Source organism: Ruegeria sp. N8 (assembly GCF_056531325.1).
Genome location: NZ_JBQFLQ010000010.1, coordinates 52938 through 69734 on the forward strand (window position 1 = coordinate 52938; position 16797 = coordinate 69734).

Consider the following 16797-nt stretch of genomic DNA (forward strand, 5'->3'; position numbering starts at 1 on the left):
AGCCAAGATTACTTAAGAAAAGCCGTTTGCCCTAATTGCACCCAACCGACGCAATCTAAGGTCTTTTCCAGCCCGTCGGAATAACGATACGACACTCCAGCCCGCCCAGGCTCGTTGAACGGCCAAGGTCGAGTTTTGCCCCATACGCGTTCAGCAGATCGACCGCAATCGCAAGACCAAGCCCACTGCCGGCAACCGATGTGTCCAACCGCCCGCCCGAGCGCAGGGCCTCGCGCCGGTTGTCCTCGGGGATGCCGGGCCCATCATCCTCGATTAGAACCTCGACGTTGCCTTTTCTAACCTGCGCCACAACCCGAACAGTCTTCTGACACCATTTAACGGCATTATCCATCAGGTTGCCCAGAACCTCTTCGATATCCTGAGGGTCCATGCGCACCCATAATCCGGTTTCGCGAGTGACTTGAAATTGTTTGCCTTCCCGTTCGGTCATTCTCGAGAACAAGCGCGCAAGACGGTCGACCGAATTTGAAAGATCCGTACGGGAATGGGTCAGTTCGGCCGTATTCATCGCACGCATCCGCGCCAGTGAGCGGCTGAGCTGCGCATCGATCCGGTCCAGTGCCTCTTGCGCCGTGTCTGTCGTGGCACCTTGTTCGGAAAGACTGGTTAGTTCATTGCGCAATATGGCCGTCGGGGTCTTGAGGGCATGAGCCAGATCAGCGGTCTGCCGTCGGGACCCGAAGACGATGTCCCGGTTGCGTCGCGACAATTGATTAAGGTCTTCAACCAGCGGCGAGACTTCTTCGGGGTAGTCATCCGGCTTCAACCCCTCATCCGTGTCCCAGCGATGGGACACATCTGTGCGTAGTTTGCGCAGCGGCCCCAGAATAGCCGACATCAGGAAAAGCGACCCAGCCACCCCGATGAGACCGACAAGCGTAAAGACCGGCAGAAGGTTCCGCTGGGCCGCGCGGCGTTCGCCCATCAATTCCTCGCGGCTTTCAGCCACGCTGACACCCCAGACCGTTCCGTCTTCGTAAGATATTTCCTGGTAGATACTGCGCACGGCCTCATCTTCAGGGCCTTGCGTGTTCCAAAAGGTAGGCGCGTTGGGAAGGCCCCGGGGCTCGGCCAGCGTTTCATCGAACAACGAGGCCGAGGTAAATACCGACCCATCACTACCGGTGACCTGCCAATAGCGCCCGGAAAACGGTGTGCCATATGCCGGGTCGAACATTAGGTTGCCAAGCGCATCGGGATTGTCTGTCGTGACGCTCAACCCTACCACAAGCTGGGTATGGCGATCCCGCAACGCGGTGTCAAACTGGTCCGAGACCCTTGAGTTGATGTAGGAAAACACTGCCAGAGTCCCCACGCCAACCGACACCGCCCCAGAAGCGATCCCCCCCAGCAATGCGCGCTGACGCAGGGAAAGCATCAGTCCGTGTCAATCATATAGCCGCGTCCTCGTACCGTCTTGATTAGGTCCGATCCCAGCTTTTTGCGCAGGCGTGTAATGAAAACCGCAATGGTGTTTGAATCCCGATCGCCGTCATATTCATAGATATGCTCAGAGAGTTCGGTGCGTGAGATCAGCCGTCCGCGATTGTGCGACAGATATGTCAGAACCGCGATTTCCTGCGCGGTCAGGTCCACCGGCACATCCTTGACCGTCACCCGCCCGGTCTTTGTGTCCAACGCCACATCGCCCATTTCGATGACAGCGCTCAGCTGTCCGCTTTGCCGGCGCAATATCGCGCGCACCCGCGCGGCCAGTTCAGGCATATGGAAGGGCTTGATCATATAGTCATCCGCGCCTGCATCCAGCCCGTCGACCCGATCGCTCCACCCATCGCGCGCGGTCAGGATCAGGACCGGCGTCGAAACCCCGGCCTCACGCCATTCCCGCAAAACTGTGATACCATCGCGTTCAGGCAGGCCGATATCGAGAATGATCATATCGTAAGGCTCGGTCGACCCCAGATGCAGGGCCTCCAAGCCGTTTTGAGCGGTGTCCACGACCCGCCCTTCAGCATTCAGCAATCTCTTGATTTGAGCGCTCAGATGCGGCTCATCTTCTGCCAGAAGTACTCTCATAACGCGAATTTACAGCTATTCAGTTGCGTATTCATCTAGTTTTTCTTGCCGCCGCCATTTCCGCCGCCGCCACCGTTGCCGCCGCCACCGCCGTTGCCGCCGCCGTTGCCACCACTGTTGCCGCCGCCATTGTTGCCCGAATTTCCGCGGTTCCCGTTATTGCCATTGTTGCCGTTATTGGACTTGGCCTTGGATGCACCGTTGGACTTGGCCGTTGCAGAATTGCCCGGTGAAGTCTTCGCTGCTTCTTTGATCTGCCGCCCGATACTGGACCCGTTTGAAATAACCGCGCCTGTCTGAGCATCGACGATCACGCTAATGATCCGGCCGTTCGGCTTTTTCACCAGAATGCGGTAGTAAACCTTGTCATCCTTAAATGCGCGGGCATCCACAGGGGTGCCGCCAAAAACTTTCTCAACGCCCTTGATGACTTTCTTCAGGCGAATCGCCCCGCCCACAAGCGTCGCTTGCCGCAATTCGGACTGCTTGAGTTCGCGCACAGCAGAATGCCCTTCTCCGGTCAGGAGAAGGGACGCCACAAATGCCGTCGCCAAAAGCTGTCTCATCACTGTCAACTCGTTCTCGCGCGAAACGGTCTAAAGCCTAATTTATTCTATGTGAACCAGTGATGAACAAACGGTTTTTCGTGTGTTCAGGGTGCATCAGTTCAAATGAGGTCGTGGGGTGATTCTGTCGCGCGTTTGTCGTGCCGGAAAACATGGATGCAAACACATGACCCGTGAGGACTGATATGAAGACCAAAACCAACATCCTGCTGAAAGCTACGGCGGTCGCAGTCGCTTTGGTCGGCTCCACCGCAATCGTGACGACACTTGCTGTCCCTGACGCTGCCTATGCCAAAAATGGCAATGGTGGCGGCAACGGGAATGGTGGCGGCAACGGGAATGGCGGCGGCAACGGGAATGGTGGCGATAAAGGCGGCAATGGCAACGCCAACAAAGGTGATGGCGCAAAAGCCAAAGGCAATGCCGGTCGCGGCAAAACCAAGTCCGGCAGCTCCGGGAAAAAATCCGGTGGCGGTTTTTCCCTGAAAGAGCTGTTCAACGGGAACAAGTCGAAAAAGAAATCCGCCCGCGTGGCCAGCACGACGACCTCAACCACCGAGGTAGAGGAATCCGTCCGACCAAAGGGCCGCAAGAAGGGCAACAAGGCTTCGGCTGAATTTGGTGCGCACCCGTCCGAGTTGGGCGCGTTGAACGCCGCCAACGCCAGCGAGACGGCGCTGCAAAACGCATCGCCGAATTCACGTGTGGGTCGCATCGCCACCTACCGTGACACGGTTCTGGCCGGTCAGGCACTGAGCGAGGAACTGGAAGAAGCCCAGGAATTCCTGGATGGCTTGGAACCTCCTGCTCGTCCCACCGAAGACATTGAGAACGACCTGACCGATGCTCAGCAACAAGTTGTGGAAGATCAAGCGCTTGTGGATGATCTGACCGAGCAACTTGAAAATGCTCCGGACGAGGAAAAGGAGGCTCTTGAACAAGAGCTTATGGAAGCGGAAGAAGCGCTTGAAGCCTCGCAGATGGCCGCGTCCGAATTTGAAACAGAACTCGCAGACGCCGAGGAGTATGAAGAAGCCGTCGAAACGGTCGACACCCTGACGGAACAGGTCGAGGCTCAGCCCGAACTGGAACGTGAAGCGTTGGAGGCCGCGGCGAACAAACCCGTCACGGATGAGGTCGAAGCGACCGTAAGGGCGATGTTGGGTCTCGACCCGGTTGAGGATCCTATCGAAGAAGAAGAGGTATCCGAAGTCGAATAAGACCCAATCACCGATCTCGGTGCCCTTACACTCACGGAGGCATGGGGGGCCGGGCCAGCCATTTCATCCACCTACATGAGCCTTTGGCTGGCCCGGAACAAATTGACAGAACCCCACGACGTTCTGCCCAGTACCAGGTATCGCGCACCTTTTCTCACTCTAGCCGCGATAAAAAGCCCGCTCTATTTTGAGCGGGCTTTCCCTTTTCACCGTACCTATTCCGTATGTCTTGTCCTGATGCGTTCTACTTTGTCGGAACGCTTCTTTTTGCCTCGATAAGCCGCATCTCATCGATGATAGAAGACAGTGTAATGTTAATCGGAGGAAAGCGGTTTCCGCGCGTCTTATCGCACGGTGTTTTTCCGTCACGCTGAACCAAATTCCGGGACCGATTAGCAGCGGTGGTCCGAGGTCCGGCAATCAGGATGGCAGACTTTGTCATGCGTTTCCCCTTTGCATGAATTCGGGTAAATACTCACTTTCGTTAAGAATCGATGCCGCGATTATGCAGATTTCCGTTGAACACACAGCAAATACATTGTTCAGCTTGCGTTAATGTTGTCGCGAAAATCGCAACAAAACCAAATAGGGCGCGCGAATCGCCTCGGGTCAGATCCTTGTGTTTTCGAGCCATTCATCCGTTCTGCACCCCTGCGAACCCAAGCCCGAGTTGACAGTCGGCAGCGTCTCGGATAACACCCGCCGCAACATCCGGAAGCGTCTGATCTTCCGGTCCCTTGAGTCGTTCAGGGATCGCCCCCCACCAGCGAGTTTCGCCCGTGGGGGCGTTTGTGCATTTAACCGACGCATCCTATCTAGGAGGCGCCACCAGATAACCGGCTAAGGAGGCCGAAGGCATGTTTGAAAATCTATCCGAACGCCTTTCCGGCGTCTTTGACCGGCTGACCAAACAGGGCGCGCTGTCCGAAGAAGACGTGAAAACCGCCCTGCGTGAGGTTCGCGTGGCCCTGCTTGAGGCCGACGTCTCGCTGCCCGTCGCCCGTGCTTTCGTCAAGAAGGTGCAGGAACAGGCGACCGGTCAGGCCGTCACCAAGTCGATCACCCCCGGCCAGCAGGTCGTCAAGATCGTGCATGACGCGCTGGTTGACACGCTGCGCGGTGAAGAAGACCCCGGCAAGCTGAAGATCGACAACCCGCCTGCGCCGATCCTGATGGTCGGTCTGCAAGGCTCGGGTAAGACGACCACGACCGGTAAGCTGGCGAAACGCCTGAAAGAGAAAGAGGGCAAGAAGGTCCTCATGGCCTCGCTGGACGTCTATCGCCCGGCGGCGATGGATCAGCTGGCCGTTCTGGGGACGCAGGTAGGCGTCGACACGCTGCCGATCGTGCCCGGTCAGAAGCCGGTTGATATCGCCAAGCGCGCCAAACAGCAGGCGACTTTGGGCGGCTATGACGTCTACATGCTCGACACCGCGGGCCGCCTGCATATCGACGAAGTCCTGATGGACGAAGTCGAGCAGGTCCGCAACGTGGTTGACCCTCGCGAGACCCTGCTGGTCGTCGACGGCCTGACTGGTCAGGTTGCCGTGGAAGTGGCTGAGGAGTTCGACGCCAAGGTAGGCATCTCGGGCGTGGTCCTGACCCGTATGGACGGTGACGGGCGCGGCGGTGCGGCGCTGTCGATGCGCGCGGTCACTGGCAAGCCCATTCGCTTTGTCGGTCTGGGCGAGAAGATGGACGCGCTTGAGACCTTCGAGCCGGATCGGATCGCCGGACGTATTCTGGGCATGGGTGACATTGTTGCTCTGGTCGAAAAAGCCCAGGAAACGATGGAGATCGAACAGACCGAGCGCATGATGAAGCGCATGGTCAAAGGTCAGTTCAACATGAACGACCTGAAAATGCAGCTGGAGCAGATGATCCAGATGGGCGGTATGCAGGGCATGATGGGTATGATGCCCGGCATGGGTAAAATGGCCAAGCAGATGGATCAGGCCGGTCTGGACGACAAGATCCTGCGCCAGCAGATCGCCATGATCCAGTCGATGACCAAACGTGAGCGTGCCAACCCTCAGCTGTTGCAGGCCAGCCGCAAGAAGCGCATCGCCGCCGGTTCGGGGATGGAAGTCAGCGACCTCAACAAACTGCTCAAGATGCACCGGCAGATGTCGGACATGATGAAAAAGATGGGCAAAATGGGCAAAGGCAAGATGCTGAAACAGGCCATGAAGGGCATGTTCGGCAAAGGCGGCCCCTCGCCCGAAGACATGGCCGCAGGCATGGACCCCAAGGCGCTGGAACAGGCCGCAAAGGCCATGGGCAAAATGCCCGGTGGCATGCCTGGCATGGGCGGCGGCATGGCTCTGCCTCCGGGCCTCAGCGGTTTCGGTAAGAAAAAGTGAACCTGATCGCCGATCATATCCCCCGGCTTGAGACCGAGCGCCTTATCCTCCGCGCGCCGTCCGAGGCTGATTTCGAGGCCGAGGCTGAGTTTTTCGCATCAGACGCAGCCAAGTTTCTCGGTGGCCGCAAAAGACCTGATGAGACATGGCGCTTCATTGCGCAGCTTTTGGGCCATTGGGCGATGCGCGGCTATGGCTTTTGGGGTGTTGAGGAAAAGAACACCGGGATCTATGTGGGACATGTCGGCCTGTGGTATCCTCACAGCTGGCCCGAACGCGAAGTCGGTTGGACGCTAATGAACCACGCCACCGGCAAAGGCTATGCGACCGAGGCCGCAATGGCCGCACGTACTCACGCTTATGACGTGCTGGGCTGGGACACGGCGATTTCGCTGATCGACCCGGAAAACCACGCTAGCAAGGCAGTCGCCAAACGTCTGGGCGCAGCATTTGACTACCACTTTGAGCACCCGAAATTCGGCCCTTCCGAGGTCTGGCGGCACCCCGCCCCAGCCGATCTGGTGAATGGCGGCATGGAGGCATACGCATGACCGATCCCGTAGCACAGGCTGCCACGCTGCTGAAAGAGCATCGCGAAAGTATCGACCGGCTGGACGCGATCCTTGTCTACACGCTGGGCGAGCGGTTCAAGCACACGCAGGCCGTTGGCAAGCTCAAGGCCGAACACGACCTTCCCCCGTCCGATCCCACGCGCGAAGCTGCGCAGATCGCTCGGCTTGAAGACCTGGCGAAAGAGGCCGATCTGGACCCCGACTTCGCCAAGGCTTTCCTGAATTTCATCATTCAGGAAGTCATCCGACACCACCGGAAACATCAGGAATGACCCGTCGTTTCCACCCATAGAATACCCGGTCCTTGACCGGTCACGCCATCTTAAGGAGATACCACCATGGCAATGAAAATTCGTCTCGCCCGCGGCGGCTCGAAAAAACGTCCGTTCTATCGCATCGTTGCGGCTGACAGCCGTATGCCTCGCGATGGCCGTTTCATCGAGAAACTGGGCACCTACAACCCGCTGCTGCCCAAAGACAGCGAAGAGCGCGTGAAAATGAACATGGAACGCATCCAGTACTGGCTGGATCAGGGTGCTCAGCCCACCGACCGGATCGCACGTATGCTGGAAGCCGCTGGCGCCCGCGACAAGGCCGAGCGCAACAACCCCAACAAGGGTACTCCGGGCAAGAAAGCCCAGGAACGCGCCGAAGAGAAAGCGGCCAAGGCTGCTGAGGCGGCAGAAGCTGCTGCTGCTCCGGCTGAAGAAGCGGCTGCAGAAGAATAAGCAGGAAAGCGCGTGCGGGATCAGACTTTCACCGACGATTTTCGCGCGCAGTTTGACCTGTTGCTGCGACTCCGGCGCGATGTGCGTCGGTTTCGCACCGACGCGATTGACGAGGCAGTGCTGACGCGCTGCCTCGACGCGTTTCGGCTGGCCCCTTCGGTGGGGCTCAGCGAACCCTGGCGCGTGATCCGCGTCAAAAGCCAGCCCGCGCGCGACGCGGCGCTGCGAAATTTTCAAACCGCCAATGCGCAGGCATTAGACGGGTATTCCGGCGAAAAGGCGCAGCTCTACAGCCGCCTGAAACTGTCGGGGATCCAAGAGGCCCCGGTGCAACTGGCCGTGTTCTGCGACGACACCACCGACAAGGGGCAAGGTCTGGGCGCAGGCACGATGCCCGAGATGCGGCGCTATTCCGTGGTCTCGGCCATCACCCTGTTCTGGCTGGCCTTGCGGGCCGAGGGTCTGGGGCTGGGCTGGGTGTCCATTCTGGACCCCGACCAGATGGCGCGCGATCTGGACGTGCCCGAGGATTGGCGCCTGATCGGTTATTTCTGCGTTGGCCTGCCAGAAACGCAATCGGACACGCCTGAACTGGAACAGGTCGGCTGGGAATGCCGCGACGACAGCCTGCCCATTGAGGTGCGATAGGCGCATGTTCGGGTTATTACGCCTTCCCATCCTGCTGATGATCGCCTTTATTGTCGGCGTGTTCTTCGAACGCTCAAACCAGCGCGAAGCCTGCGAAGGCATCGGGCAATGGGATAACGGACTTTGTGTGACGGATGGGGCAAATGAGTGATCTGATCTGCGTCGGCAGCATTGCGGGATCATATGGCGTGCGCGGTGAGGTGCGGCTGAAAAGCTATTGCGCCATCCCCGAGGATATCGAAGCCTATTCTCCCCTGACTGATGAGGCCGGTGGAGAACGCTATCCACTGATCCTGACCCGGTCGATCAAGAACGGCTTTGCGGCGCGTTTGGGCGGAGTTGAAACCAAAGAACAGGCCGATGCACTGAAAGGTCTGCGACTGTTTGCGCGGCGCGATCAACTGCCCTCGTTACCCGATGATGAGTTCTATCATACTGACCTGATCGGGCTTGAGGTCTATGACACAGGCGGCACCCTGCTGGGCCGTGTGAAGTCTGTGCAAAACCACGGCGCTGCCGACCTGCTGGAACTGCACGGGCCGGGGCTGAAGGCCACCGTTCTGCTGCCCTTCACGCTTGAGGCCGTCCCCACGGTCGATCTGGACCAAGGCCGCATCATCGCCGACCCGCCCGAAGGGCTGATCTGATGCGCCGCGCCCTGCTGCATTTGGGCCTGCACAAGACCGGCACCACTGCGGCGCAATCCTTCCTCTACGACAACCGCGAATTGATCTGGCCGCATTTCGCGCTGGTTCTGCCTTATCGCACGCGCAATTCGGGATTGTCGCGGGCAGCAACTAACCATTCCGTTTATGGCACCGTTGGCACTTTGTCCGAATTCGGTCGCCAGATGCGCGACTTCCTCGATACGCTGGATTTTGGAGAAAAGCGCGGCTTGATCCTCAGCGAGGAAAACTTCGCGGGTCTCCGCCCCAGTCGCAATCTGGAACAGGGCTACGCGGCGGCTCCCGATCTGGCCGCCTGTCTGGTAGATTCGATCCACCAGAGGTTTTCAGGGCAGGAGGTCGAGATCACGCTTTACCTGTCTTTGCGCCAACGGGGCAGTTGGCTGCGCAGCCTGTGGGCCCATGATTTGCAGCGGATGCGACAGGTGCAAGATTTCGACACGTTCCGCGACAGCATCGACCATTTGCCCTCGTTGCAAGAGACCGTTGACCAGATCCGTGAGAAACTGCCCTCGGTCACCGTGACCACGGAATGGCTGGAGGAACTGCAATTGCGTCAATTCGGGCCGGGTGCGCCCTTTGCCGAGTATCTGGACTTACCCTATGACAAGGCGCAACGGCTGGTTCCGCCCTCCAAATCTAACACTCGGTTGCCCGAGAACGTTTTGGCGGAATTGCTGAACCTGAACAGATCACGTCTGGACGAAGCCGCCTTGGTCGCGCAAAAGGCCGCCGTAGTTGAACGGGCGCAGCAGGCGCTGATGGGTGCGACATGACCGAAAAACCGTCGAAATCTCATGGGCGCAAGGCGATCCGCCCGACCCTGAAACCGCGTGAGTTGCTGACCCCAACGCCCGACCTGCACGGAGTGTGGAAGGCTAAGATCATCACTCTGTTCCCTTCAGCTTTTCCCGGTGTGTTGGGCGAGAGCCTGACGGGTAAGTCACTGCAAGAGGGCCTCTGGCAGTTGGAAACCGTCGATCTGCGCCAATTCGGCGTCGGAAAGCACCGCAATGTGGACGACACGCCTGCCGGTGGCGGCGCGGGCATGGTGCTGCGCGCCGATGTACTGGGCGAGGCGATTGAACACACGATGGCGGGGGTGCGGGGTAACTGGCCGCTGATCTACCTCAGCCCGCGTGGCCGCCGGATGAATCAGCGCATGATGCAGAATCTGGCGCGCTGTGACGGTATGACCCTGCTGTGTGGCCGGTTCGAAGGCGTCGATGAGCGGGTGTTGGAGCATTACGGCGTGCAAGAGGTCTCCTTGGGCGATTTCGTTATGACCGGCGGCGAGATTGCCGCGCAGGCTCTGATCGACGCGACTGTGCGGCTGATCCCCGGCGTATTGGGCAATCAGGCTTCGGCTGAGGAGGAGAGCTTTTCCTCAGGTCTGCTGGAACACCCGCAATACACACGCCCCGCCGAATGGAAGGGCCGTCCGATCCCGGACATTCTGATGTCGGGCCATCACGGCCGTATTGCCAACTGGCGGCATGAGATGTCCGAGCAGATCACACAAGAACGCCGCCCCGACTTGTGGGATGCTTACACCAAAGACAAAGACTAGCCGTTCTTCCACCGCGCCCAAATCTCGGGTGGGCCGTTGAAGGTGTTGATGTCCACGGGTCCCTGCACGCCGGGCACCAAACCAGTGCCGGTATATTGCCAGAACCGCCAAACCGCCTTGGGGTAGACGTTGCGGGGGTGGCCTGCCACTGACCTCAGCCAGAACTCTGTCTTGGGAAGGCGCCCTATGTCGGTGTCGCCGTAGAAATCCACGGTGGTGTAGACAATCGGACGCCGCCCGTAGTGACGTTCGAGAATATCCAGAAACCGCCTTGCCTCGGCCCGGACAGTCGCGCCATCGGGGCGTAGGGTGCAGGTCTTGGAATGCGGCGTCCACTCCATATCCAGAACATGCGGCAGGTCCGATCCTTTAGGGACATTCTGGATGAACCAACGGGCTTGTTCGCGCGCAGGACGACAGAAATAGTAGTAGTGATAAGCCCCCCAAGGCACCCCGGCGGCTTTCGCCCCGCTGCTGTGGCTTGCAAACATCGGATCAGCTACATCACCACCCTCAGTCGCCTTGATGAAGACAAAGCTAACCCCCGAAGCCTTGGCCTTGTGCCAGTCAATCGGCCCTTGCCAACGCGACACGTCCAGACCGTGCACCGGATAGTGGCCAGGATGACGCCCCTCCCACGGGTGCGGATCAGCATCGCCAAAAGCCGGGAAGATCACCGAAGGTGAGGTCGTGTCCAGAAACGCGTTGGCCTCAACCTGTTGCGGCGGCGGGCTGCTGCGACCGCAGGACAGGATGGCAAAAGCCGCTACAGCAAGCATCAATGCAATGCGCATGTTCTGTTCCTGTTTGAAATGACTGCTCTTGTAATTACCCTCAGAATGCCTGATCGACGGATCAAAGCAACGATGCTGTTTTGAGGCGGCGGAATCCCACCGTTTCACAGCATTTTGGGCTTGATCCCTGCACATAATGCCCTTAAACGACCGCAATCCGGTGCCGCGTCATGCGACTCCGGTGTTTTGGTTTGGTCCATGTCGTGACGCCCGGCTTTCTTCGGCCACGGCGCGGCGGAACAAACTGGACTAAGGAACATTCGATCTGACCTCTGGCGGGCTGCATGCAGGACCCGGTGAAGACCAAGAGCTCTCAGCCCGTGCCCAAACTTCGTGGACCAACCACGAGCAGATAGGAGTGAATGCGATGGACCTGATCGCACAGCTTGAGGCGGAACAGATTGCCGCCCTGGGGAAAGACATCCCCGATTTCAAAGCCGGTGACACCATCCGTGTCGGCTTTAAAGTGACCGAAGGGTCGCGTACCCGTGTGCAGAACTACGAAGGTGTCTGCATCGCGCGCAAAGGTGGCAGCGGCATCGCCGGTTCGTTCACCGTCCGCAAAATCTCGTTCGGCGAAGGCGTGGAGCGTGTGTTCCCGCTGCATTCGACCAACATCGACAGCATCACCGTTGTCCGCCGTGGCCGCGTCCGTCGCGCCAAACTGTACTATCTGCGCTCGCGCCGTGGTAAATCCGCGCGTATCGCCGAAGTCACCAACTACAAGCCCAAGGCAGGCGCCGAGGCGTAAGGAGCGGAAAGATGAAAAAAGACATCCATCCCGACTACCACTTCATCGACGTCAAACTGACCGATGGCACCGTGATTCAGATGAAATCCACCTGGGGCAGCGAAGGCGACCAGTTGGCCCTGGAGATCGACCCCTCCGTGCACCCCGCATGGACCGGTGGCGGCGCGCGCCTGATGGACGCCGGCGGCCGCGTGTCGAAGTTCAAGAAGAAATACGAAGGTCTGGGCTTCTAAGCCTGACCCGGATCAGATCCGAAAGGCCGTCTCTTGGGGCGGCCTTTTTCTTTGGGCTGGCGCAATCAGATCCAATAGGATAGCGCCACAGGCAGAACCAGAATGGTTGCCAGGGTCGAGACAAGAATGAAACCAGCCACGTCAGGGCCGTATTCCGGCAGATGCTGGTCGACAAACAAATAGGTCGCCACCGAGGACGGCATCAGGCAGCACAGGATCACCGCGCCACGCTCGGCCCCCGTAAACCCAAAGACCCAGACGAGGCTCGTTGAGATGGCAAACGCCATACCCAGATGCAATGCGGTCAGGCTCACCGCACGCCCCAGACTTTGCACCCTTAGGCTGGCTAGCGTATGGCCCAGCGTCAGCAGCATCAGCGGGATCGACAGCCCACCGAGGATGTCAAAGGACTTGGCCACGGGTTGCGGCAGGCTGTACCCGGTCGTCATCAGGATCAGTGAGATGACGACAGCATAAATAACCGGAGAGGTGAGAAGCTTTCTGGCCGAGAACTCTCCGGCCGGGATCCACATTCCAAGGGTAAAAACGCTGATCAAAACGACGACCACAAAACCCATCGTATAGGCCATCCCGGCATCGCCCAACGCCAGCAGAGTAATCGGCAGGCCGATATTGCCTACATTCCCATGCATCAATGGCGTCAAGAACGCCCGAACCGGCAGGCGCATCGCCTTCAGCGCGACAAAGCCCAACATGCCAAACGCCGCAATCGCCAACGCTGCGGCGGCCATGACGTCCAGAAAGGTGCCAACCGCGATCTGGGTCGTCGAAAGATGCGAGATGATCAGGGTCGGATACCCAACGCGCGAAACCACCCCTCCGATGACCTTATTGTCAAAGGGTGCTTTTGTCAGCGCCAACACGTACCCGATCCCGGCGCAGATCAGAACCGGCAGGACCACGTTCAGGACATTCAGGAAAAGTTGCTCCAATTCACGCCCTTCCAGCGTAGCTCTTCAAGCAAGAGTGAAATAGAGGACCGCTTTTGGCAACCGCCCCCTCGGCCCAGGGTCTGAGTTTTCGCAACAGCGCCCTAGAATGGCGTTTCGGGTCCTTCCCTTCCTTCGCTCCACAACATATAGTGGCACGCAACAAACTGTGGTCAAACACGGCGGGACTTGGGAATACAGGCATGGCACATATTATCGTAGTGGGGAACGAGAAGGGCGGCGCAGGCAAATCGACCGTCTCGATGCATGTGGCCACTGCATTGGCCCGGCTGGGTCACAAGGTCAGCACGCTAGATCTAGACCTGCGGCAGCGCAGTCTGGGGCGGTATTTCGAAAACCGGGCCAACTTCTTGAAGAATTCGGACCTGACCCTGCCGACCCCGCGCCACCACGACCTGCCCGAGATTGACGCAAGCAAGCTGAAGCCCGGCGAGAATATCTATGACCATCGCCTCTCGGCCGCGGTGGCCGAATTGGAAAGCGATAGTGACTTCATCCTGATCGACTGCCCCGGCTCGCATACCCGCCTCAGCCAGGTGGCACATTCGCTGGCCGATACGCTTGTCACGCCACTGAACGACAGTTTCATCGACTTTGACCTGCTGGCGCGGATCGATTCCAAGGGTGAGAAAATCCTTGGTCCTTCGGTTTATTCCGAGATGGTCTGGAATGCCCGCCAGTTGCGCGCGCAGGCCGGGTTGAAACCGATCGACTGGGTCGTCGTGCGCAACCGTGTCGGTACACAGCGCATGGTAAATAAGGAAAAGATGCAGCGCGCGATCGAGATGCTGTCGCAGCGCATCGGGTTCCGCGTCGCTTCGGGATTTTCCGAGCGTGTGATCTTCCGCGAGCTATTCCCCCGTGGCCTGACCCTGCTGGACCTAAAGGATATCGGGGTCAAACAACTCAACATCTCGAACATCGCTGCGCGACAGGAATTGCGCGACATGATGAAAGAGTTGAACCTGCCGGGTGTTGAGATCGACTTTTAGGTCGCTGTCGCAAGTCCGCTATGCGGGACGAAGCTGATTTTTCCGTCAAGGCAACTGAGAGAAACTGGCCCGTCCGAAGACAGGCCAGCAGCCTGATAAGTCAGTTTAAGGACTTCCAGAAGACGATTTTGTCATCTCCTGTCGCCCAAAAATCCCTGATACGGGCTTCCTCGGTGTAGCCATTCTTTCGGTAGAATTCGCGAGTCTGCTTGAACTCTTCCGTGCCTGACGTGTCAACAATTAGGATGCGCTGCCCACGCTCTTTAAGCTCGGTCTCCAGATGCCTTGAGATTGCACTACCTAAACCGCCTCCTTGCTGCGTGGGCAAAACTGCAATGGCGAGCATATTCCATGCCCCTTCTGCAAGCTCTTCTGGAACTGCGTAGCAAAAACCCACTGGGTTTCCGTCCACTTCGCATGTTAGCCAAATTTCAAAGCTTTCTTCATCGGATAGAAAACTGTTCACCATGTCAGGCAGCATCTCACTTGGGAAAAGTTCGGTGCCGTTAAGTACTTCCTGTAAAGCGGCGACATCGTCGCGCATTGTTGGTCGTATTTTCATTGGTCCTTCGTCTTTCGTTGTATCGCCAAACGAGCAAAAGCTATCGATATGGCGGACGCAGAACCCGTGCCATTGTCATTCACAGTTATGGTTGTTTCGACTGTTCACGAGCCATACGTCATTGGAAGCCTGAGAAATTATAAACAGGCTTTATTTGGCCTAGTCGTCCTTCCGTTCAGGACTCAGCGGTTTCCCGCAATCGCAAACATAAAATCTCCATCGCCCTGCGAGCATGCCGAGCGTGCAACTGGGGTATCACTGCGACGACTTACGAGCAAGGACAGGTGTATTGCCGCACCCCAATACCTAACCCCCCGCCCGATAGACCGTAAACAACTCTTTCGGTTCGGGTACACCGCGCAGCATGTAGCGTCCGACCGAGATCAGGTCTTGCCCACAAGGCTGCGCTGCCTGCGCAACATCGTCCGAGATCAGGATACGCTGGCCCAATGACCGGTGCATCCCTGCGATCCGCGCGGTCTGGTTTACCGCTGGGCCGATGACGGTGAAATCCAAACGGCTTTCGGACCCGATATTGCCATAGAGGATTTCCCCCGAATGCAGCGCCAGCGTGAAATTCGCCACGGGTAGACCGTCGGCTTTTCGCGCAGCGTTCAGCTCTTCAATACGCGATTGCAGCATCGGAACGGCCTTCAGCGCGGCCCTTGCGTCCTCATCAATATCCCCGACATCGAACATGGCCATCAGCCCGTCGCCCATGAATTTCAGGATATTCCCGTCATTGTCATGGACCACGCCAACCGCCACCGCCAGATAGTCGTTCAGCATGTCGATGATCTCGTTGCCGGGCAGCTCTTCGGACAGGCTGGTAAATCCCTCAAGATCGAAGTTCCAGATCACCGCGTCGATCTGCTGCAACGACCCGCGTCGGATCTCGCCCGACAACACACGACGGCCTGCATCGCGGCCCAGATAGACGCGCATCAGGTCCTTGGATATCCGCGCGTTCGAGGCTGATTTCAACGCCAACCCCAGATGCGGCAAGGCCGTATTGATCAGGTCCAGATCGCTGTCCTGAAACCCGTCAGGCGCGTTGCTGGTCCAGGACAGCAAGACCCCATCTACCGCCTTTTTCGCATCGAGTGGTATGTTGTTGGTCGGCATGTCAAAGGGCACACTGGTGGCGTAATAGTCGGTCGCACCGACCTCGCGCAGGTCGTTGATCAGAGGATATCGGCTGGGTTCGTTCTGATCGACGATCCGTTCATGCACGAAATCGAGGTCTTCGTTGAGGATCGCGTATAATGGGCTGTTCTGCCAATCCTCACTGACATCTTCCGAGTATTTGAATTTCTGATAATCGCCGCCCTGCCCCTGATACCAGCTATAGCCGGTGCCGCCATAGACCGGGTGCAGGGCCGATTGGGCCGCATGAAACCGCATCAGCGGCACGCCGAGCTCAACCAGCCGAGTGCAATACCCGTCCAGCAATTCTTCTTTGTCCGCGCCTTCAAGGCCGCGGGCAACAATCCAGTTGATCAAATCCGTTGATTTCGCCGCGTTCTTTTCCGGGGCTGTCATTCTTTGTTTCCTATGTCCGCTCTGAACGTCATCTGGGGTCAATGGATGACAATTACCAGAGTTCACCTCATCTCGGCCAGTTTCTGCAGCATCTTGCGCAGCAGGGCGGCTTCATCCTCATCAAACATTGCGGCCAGTTTGGCATCATATTGCCGGGCTATGCCGCAGAGCTCTCGGTAGGCAGCCTTGCCCGTTGGGGTCAGTTTCAGATGCTCGACCCGGCGGTCGCTTTCGTTGGGCGTGCGTGTCAGGAATCGGCGGAGTTCAAGCTTGCTGACCGCCCGACTGATCTTGGTCTTGTGGATACGCGCTCTTTCCCCGATCTCTTTCGCGGTTATCTCACCATAGTTTCCCAGATGAAACAGCACACGCCATTCCGTGCGCAACATCCCGTAGCGGTCCTTGTAGGCACGCTGAAATTCCAACGAGCTTTCCTCGGCTGCGCGGTTCAGCAGATAGGGCAGGAAATCCTGCAAATCAAACGCATCATTTTTTGCGGTGTCTGTCTTTGTCATGCTTGTTAGTTACAAAATCAACTATT

General features: G+C 58.1%; 21 protein-coding genes. 13 read left to right on the plus strand and 8 right to left on the minus strand.

What is annotated here, in order from left to right; all coding sequences use genetic code 11:
- Positions 1 to 55: 55 nt before the first annotated feature.
- From ACR0C5_RS16665 to ACR0C5_RS16675, 3 genes are read right to left on the minus strand one after another with little or no spacing between them, the layout of a single operon-like run.
- A complete protein-coding gene (locus ACR0C5_RS16665; RefSeq protein ID WP_480877987.1) occupies positions 56 to 1399 on the minus strand; it encodes a sensor histidine kinase in 1344 nt (447 codons plus the stop codon).
- Complete coding sequence (locus ACR0C5_RS16670; protein ID WP_170787167.1) at positions 1399 to 2058, minus strand: response regulator transcription factor; 660 nt, start codon at positions 2056 to 2058, stop codon at positions 1399 to 1401. The genes ACR0C5_RS16665 and ACR0C5_RS16670 overlap by 1 nt, the downstream gene beginning before the upstream one ends.
- Positions 2059 to 2093: 35 nt before the next feature.
- On the minus strand, positions 2094 to 2624 hold the full coding sequence (locus tag ACR0C5_RS16675) for a PepSY domain-containing protein (protein WP_480877989.1): 531 nt from the start codon (positions 2622 to 2624) through the stop codon (positions 2094 to 2096).
- Positions 2625 to 2809: 185 nt separating this feature from the next.
- Here ACR0C5_RS16675 and ACR0C5_RS16680 point away from each other — a divergent pair, with 185 nt between their 5' ends.
- The 10 genes from ACR0C5_RS16680 (at position 2810) to trmD (ending at position 10411) form a co-directional block, all read left to right on the plus strand.
- A complete protein-coding gene (locus ACR0C5_RS16680; protein ID WP_480877991.1) occupies positions 2810 to 3844 on the plus strand; it encodes a hypothetical protein in 1035 nt (344 codons plus the stop codon).
- An 857-nt stretch (positions 3845 to 4701) separates the two neighbouring features.
- A complete protein-coding gene (ffh, locus tag ACR0C5_RS16685; RefSeq protein ID WP_480877993.1) occupies positions 4702 to 6207 on the plus strand; it encodes a signal recognition particle protein in 1506 nt (501 codons plus the stop codon).
- Entirely contained in the window at positions 6204 to 6758 is a 555-nt protein-coding gene (locus tag ACR0C5_RS16690; protein WP_480877995.1) for a GNAT family N-acetyltransferase, read from the plus strand. The genes ffh and ACR0C5_RS16690 overlap by 4 nt, the downstream gene beginning before the upstream one ends.
- Positions 6755 to 7051 (plus strand): chorismate mutase, encoded by a 297-nt coding sequence (locus ACR0C5_RS16695; RefSeq protein WP_480877997.1) that lies wholly within the window; start codon positions 6755 to 6757, stop codon positions 7049 to 7051. Before ACR0C5_RS16690 ends, ACR0C5_RS16695 begins: the two co-directional genes overlap by 4 nt.
- Before the next feature lie 66 nt (positions 7052 to 7117).
- Positions 7118 to 7507 (plus strand): 30S ribosomal protein S16, encoded by a 390-nt coding sequence (rpsP, locus tag ACR0C5_RS16700; RefSeq protein WP_010437590.1) that lies wholly within the window; start codon positions 7118 to 7120, stop codon positions 7505 to 7507.
- A gap of 12 nt (positions 7508 to 7519) precedes the next feature.
- A complete protein-coding gene (gene bluB / locus ACR0C5_RS16705; RefSeq protein ID WP_480877999.1) occupies positions 7520 to 8155 on the plus strand; it encodes a 5,6-dimethylbenzimidazole synthase in 636 nt (211 codons plus the stop codon).
- Positions 8156 to 8159: 4 nt separating this feature from the next.
- Positions 8160 to 8306: a hypothetical protein gene (locus ACR0C5_RS16710; protein WP_480878001.1), complete on the plus strand. Its 147-nt coding sequence runs from the start codon at positions 8160 to 8162 to the stop codon at positions 8304 to 8306.
- The gene (gene rimM, locus ACR0C5_RS16715) at positions 8299 to 8802 is read left to right on the plus strand and encodes a ribosome maturation factor RimM (RefSeq protein ID WP_170775128.1); all 504 of its coding nucleotides are present in this window, start codon (positions 8299 to 8301) and stop codon (positions 8800 to 8802) included. Before ACR0C5_RS16710 ends, rimM begins: the two co-directional genes overlap by 8 nt.
- On the plus strand, positions 8802 to 9617 hold the full coding sequence (locus ACR0C5_RS16720; protein WP_480878004.1) for a hypothetical protein: 816 nt from the start codon (positions 8802 to 8804) through the stop codon (positions 9615 to 9617). Before rimM ends, ACR0C5_RS16720 begins: the two co-directional genes overlap by 1 nt.
- Positions 9614 to 10411 carry a tRNA (guanosine(37)-N1)-methyltransferase TrmD gene (gene trmD / locus ACR0C5_RS16725; protein ID WP_480878006.1) on the plus strand — a complete coding sequence of 266 codons (798 nt, stop codon included), beginning with the start codon at positions 9614 to 9616 and terminating at the stop codon, positions 10409 to 10411. The genes ACR0C5_RS16720 and trmD overlap by 4 nt, the downstream gene beginning before the upstream one ends.
- Here the strand turns inward: trmD and ACR0C5_RS16730 are convergent.
- On the minus strand, positions 10408 to 11205 hold the full coding sequence (locus ACR0C5_RS16730) for a glycoside hydrolase family 25 protein (RefSeq protein ID WP_480878008.1): 798 nt from the start codon (positions 11203 to 11205) through the stop codon (positions 10408 to 10410). The two genes, trmD and ACR0C5_RS16730, sit on opposite strands and share 4 nt — an antisense overlap.
- Positions 11206 to 11572: 367 nt before the next feature.
- Here ACR0C5_RS16730 and rplS point away from each other — a divergent pair, with 367 nt between their 5' ends.
- Together rplS and rpmE are read left to right on the plus strand one after the other, a co-directional pair.
- Positions 11573 to 11956, plus strand: a complete 384-nt coding sequence (gene rplS / locus ACR0C5_RS16735; protein WP_170328369.1) for a 50S ribosomal protein L19 — start codon at positions 11573 to 11575, stop codon at positions 11954 to 11956.
- Between the two features lie 11 nt (positions 11957 to 11967).
- A complete protein-coding gene (rpmE, locus tag ACR0C5_RS16740; RefSeq protein WP_170775136.1) occupies positions 11968 to 12189 on the plus strand; it encodes a 50S ribosomal protein L31 in 222 nt (73 codons plus the stop codon).
- Positions 12190 to 12254: 65 nt separating this feature from the next.
- On the opposite strand, the gene ACR0C5_RS16745 is transcribed toward rpmE, so the two are convergent.
- The gene (locus ACR0C5_RS16745; protein ID WP_480505536.1) at positions 12255 to 13142 is read right to left on the minus strand and encodes an AEC family transporter; all 888 of its coding nucleotides are present in this window, start codon (positions 13140 to 13142) and stop codon (positions 12255 to 12257) included.
- A 200-nt stretch (positions 13143 to 13342) separates the two neighbouring features.
- On the opposite strand from ACR0C5_RS16745, the gene ACR0C5_RS16750 reads away from it, so the two are divergent.
- Positions 13343 to 14152 carry a division plane positioning ATPase MipZ gene (locus tag ACR0C5_RS16750; RefSeq protein ID WP_170775140.1) on the plus strand — a complete coding sequence of 270 codons (810 nt, stop codon included), beginning with the start codon at positions 13343 to 13345 and terminating at the stop codon, positions 14150 to 14152.
- Positions 14153 to 14252: 100 nt separating this feature from the next.
- Here ACR0C5_RS16750 and ACR0C5_RS16755 read toward each other — a convergent pair whose 3' ends face one another.
- From ACR0C5_RS16755 to ACR0C5_RS16765, 3 genes are all read right to left on the minus strand, one after another.
- Positions 14253 to 14714: a GNAT family N-acetyltransferase gene (locus ACR0C5_RS16755; RefSeq protein WP_480878011.1), complete on the minus strand. Its 462-nt coding sequence runs from the start codon at positions 14712 to 14714 to the stop codon at positions 14253 to 14255.
- Between the two features lie 306 nt (positions 14715 to 15020).
- Positions 15021 to 16256 carry an adenylate/guanylate cyclase domain-containing protein gene (locus ACR0C5_RS16760; RefSeq protein ID WP_170787151.1) on the minus strand — a complete coding sequence of 412 codons (1236 nt, stop codon included), beginning with the start codon at positions 16254 to 16256 and terminating at the stop codon, positions 15021 to 15023.
- Between the two features lie 62 nt (positions 16257 to 16318).
- The gene (locus ACR0C5_RS16765) at positions 16319 to 16771 is read right to left on the minus strand and encodes a MarR family winged helix-turn-helix transcriptional regulator (RefSeq protein WP_170791422.1); all 453 of its coding nucleotides are present in this window, start codon (positions 16769 to 16771) and stop codon (positions 16319 to 16321) included.
- Positions 16772 to 16797: the final 26 nt, after the last annotated feature.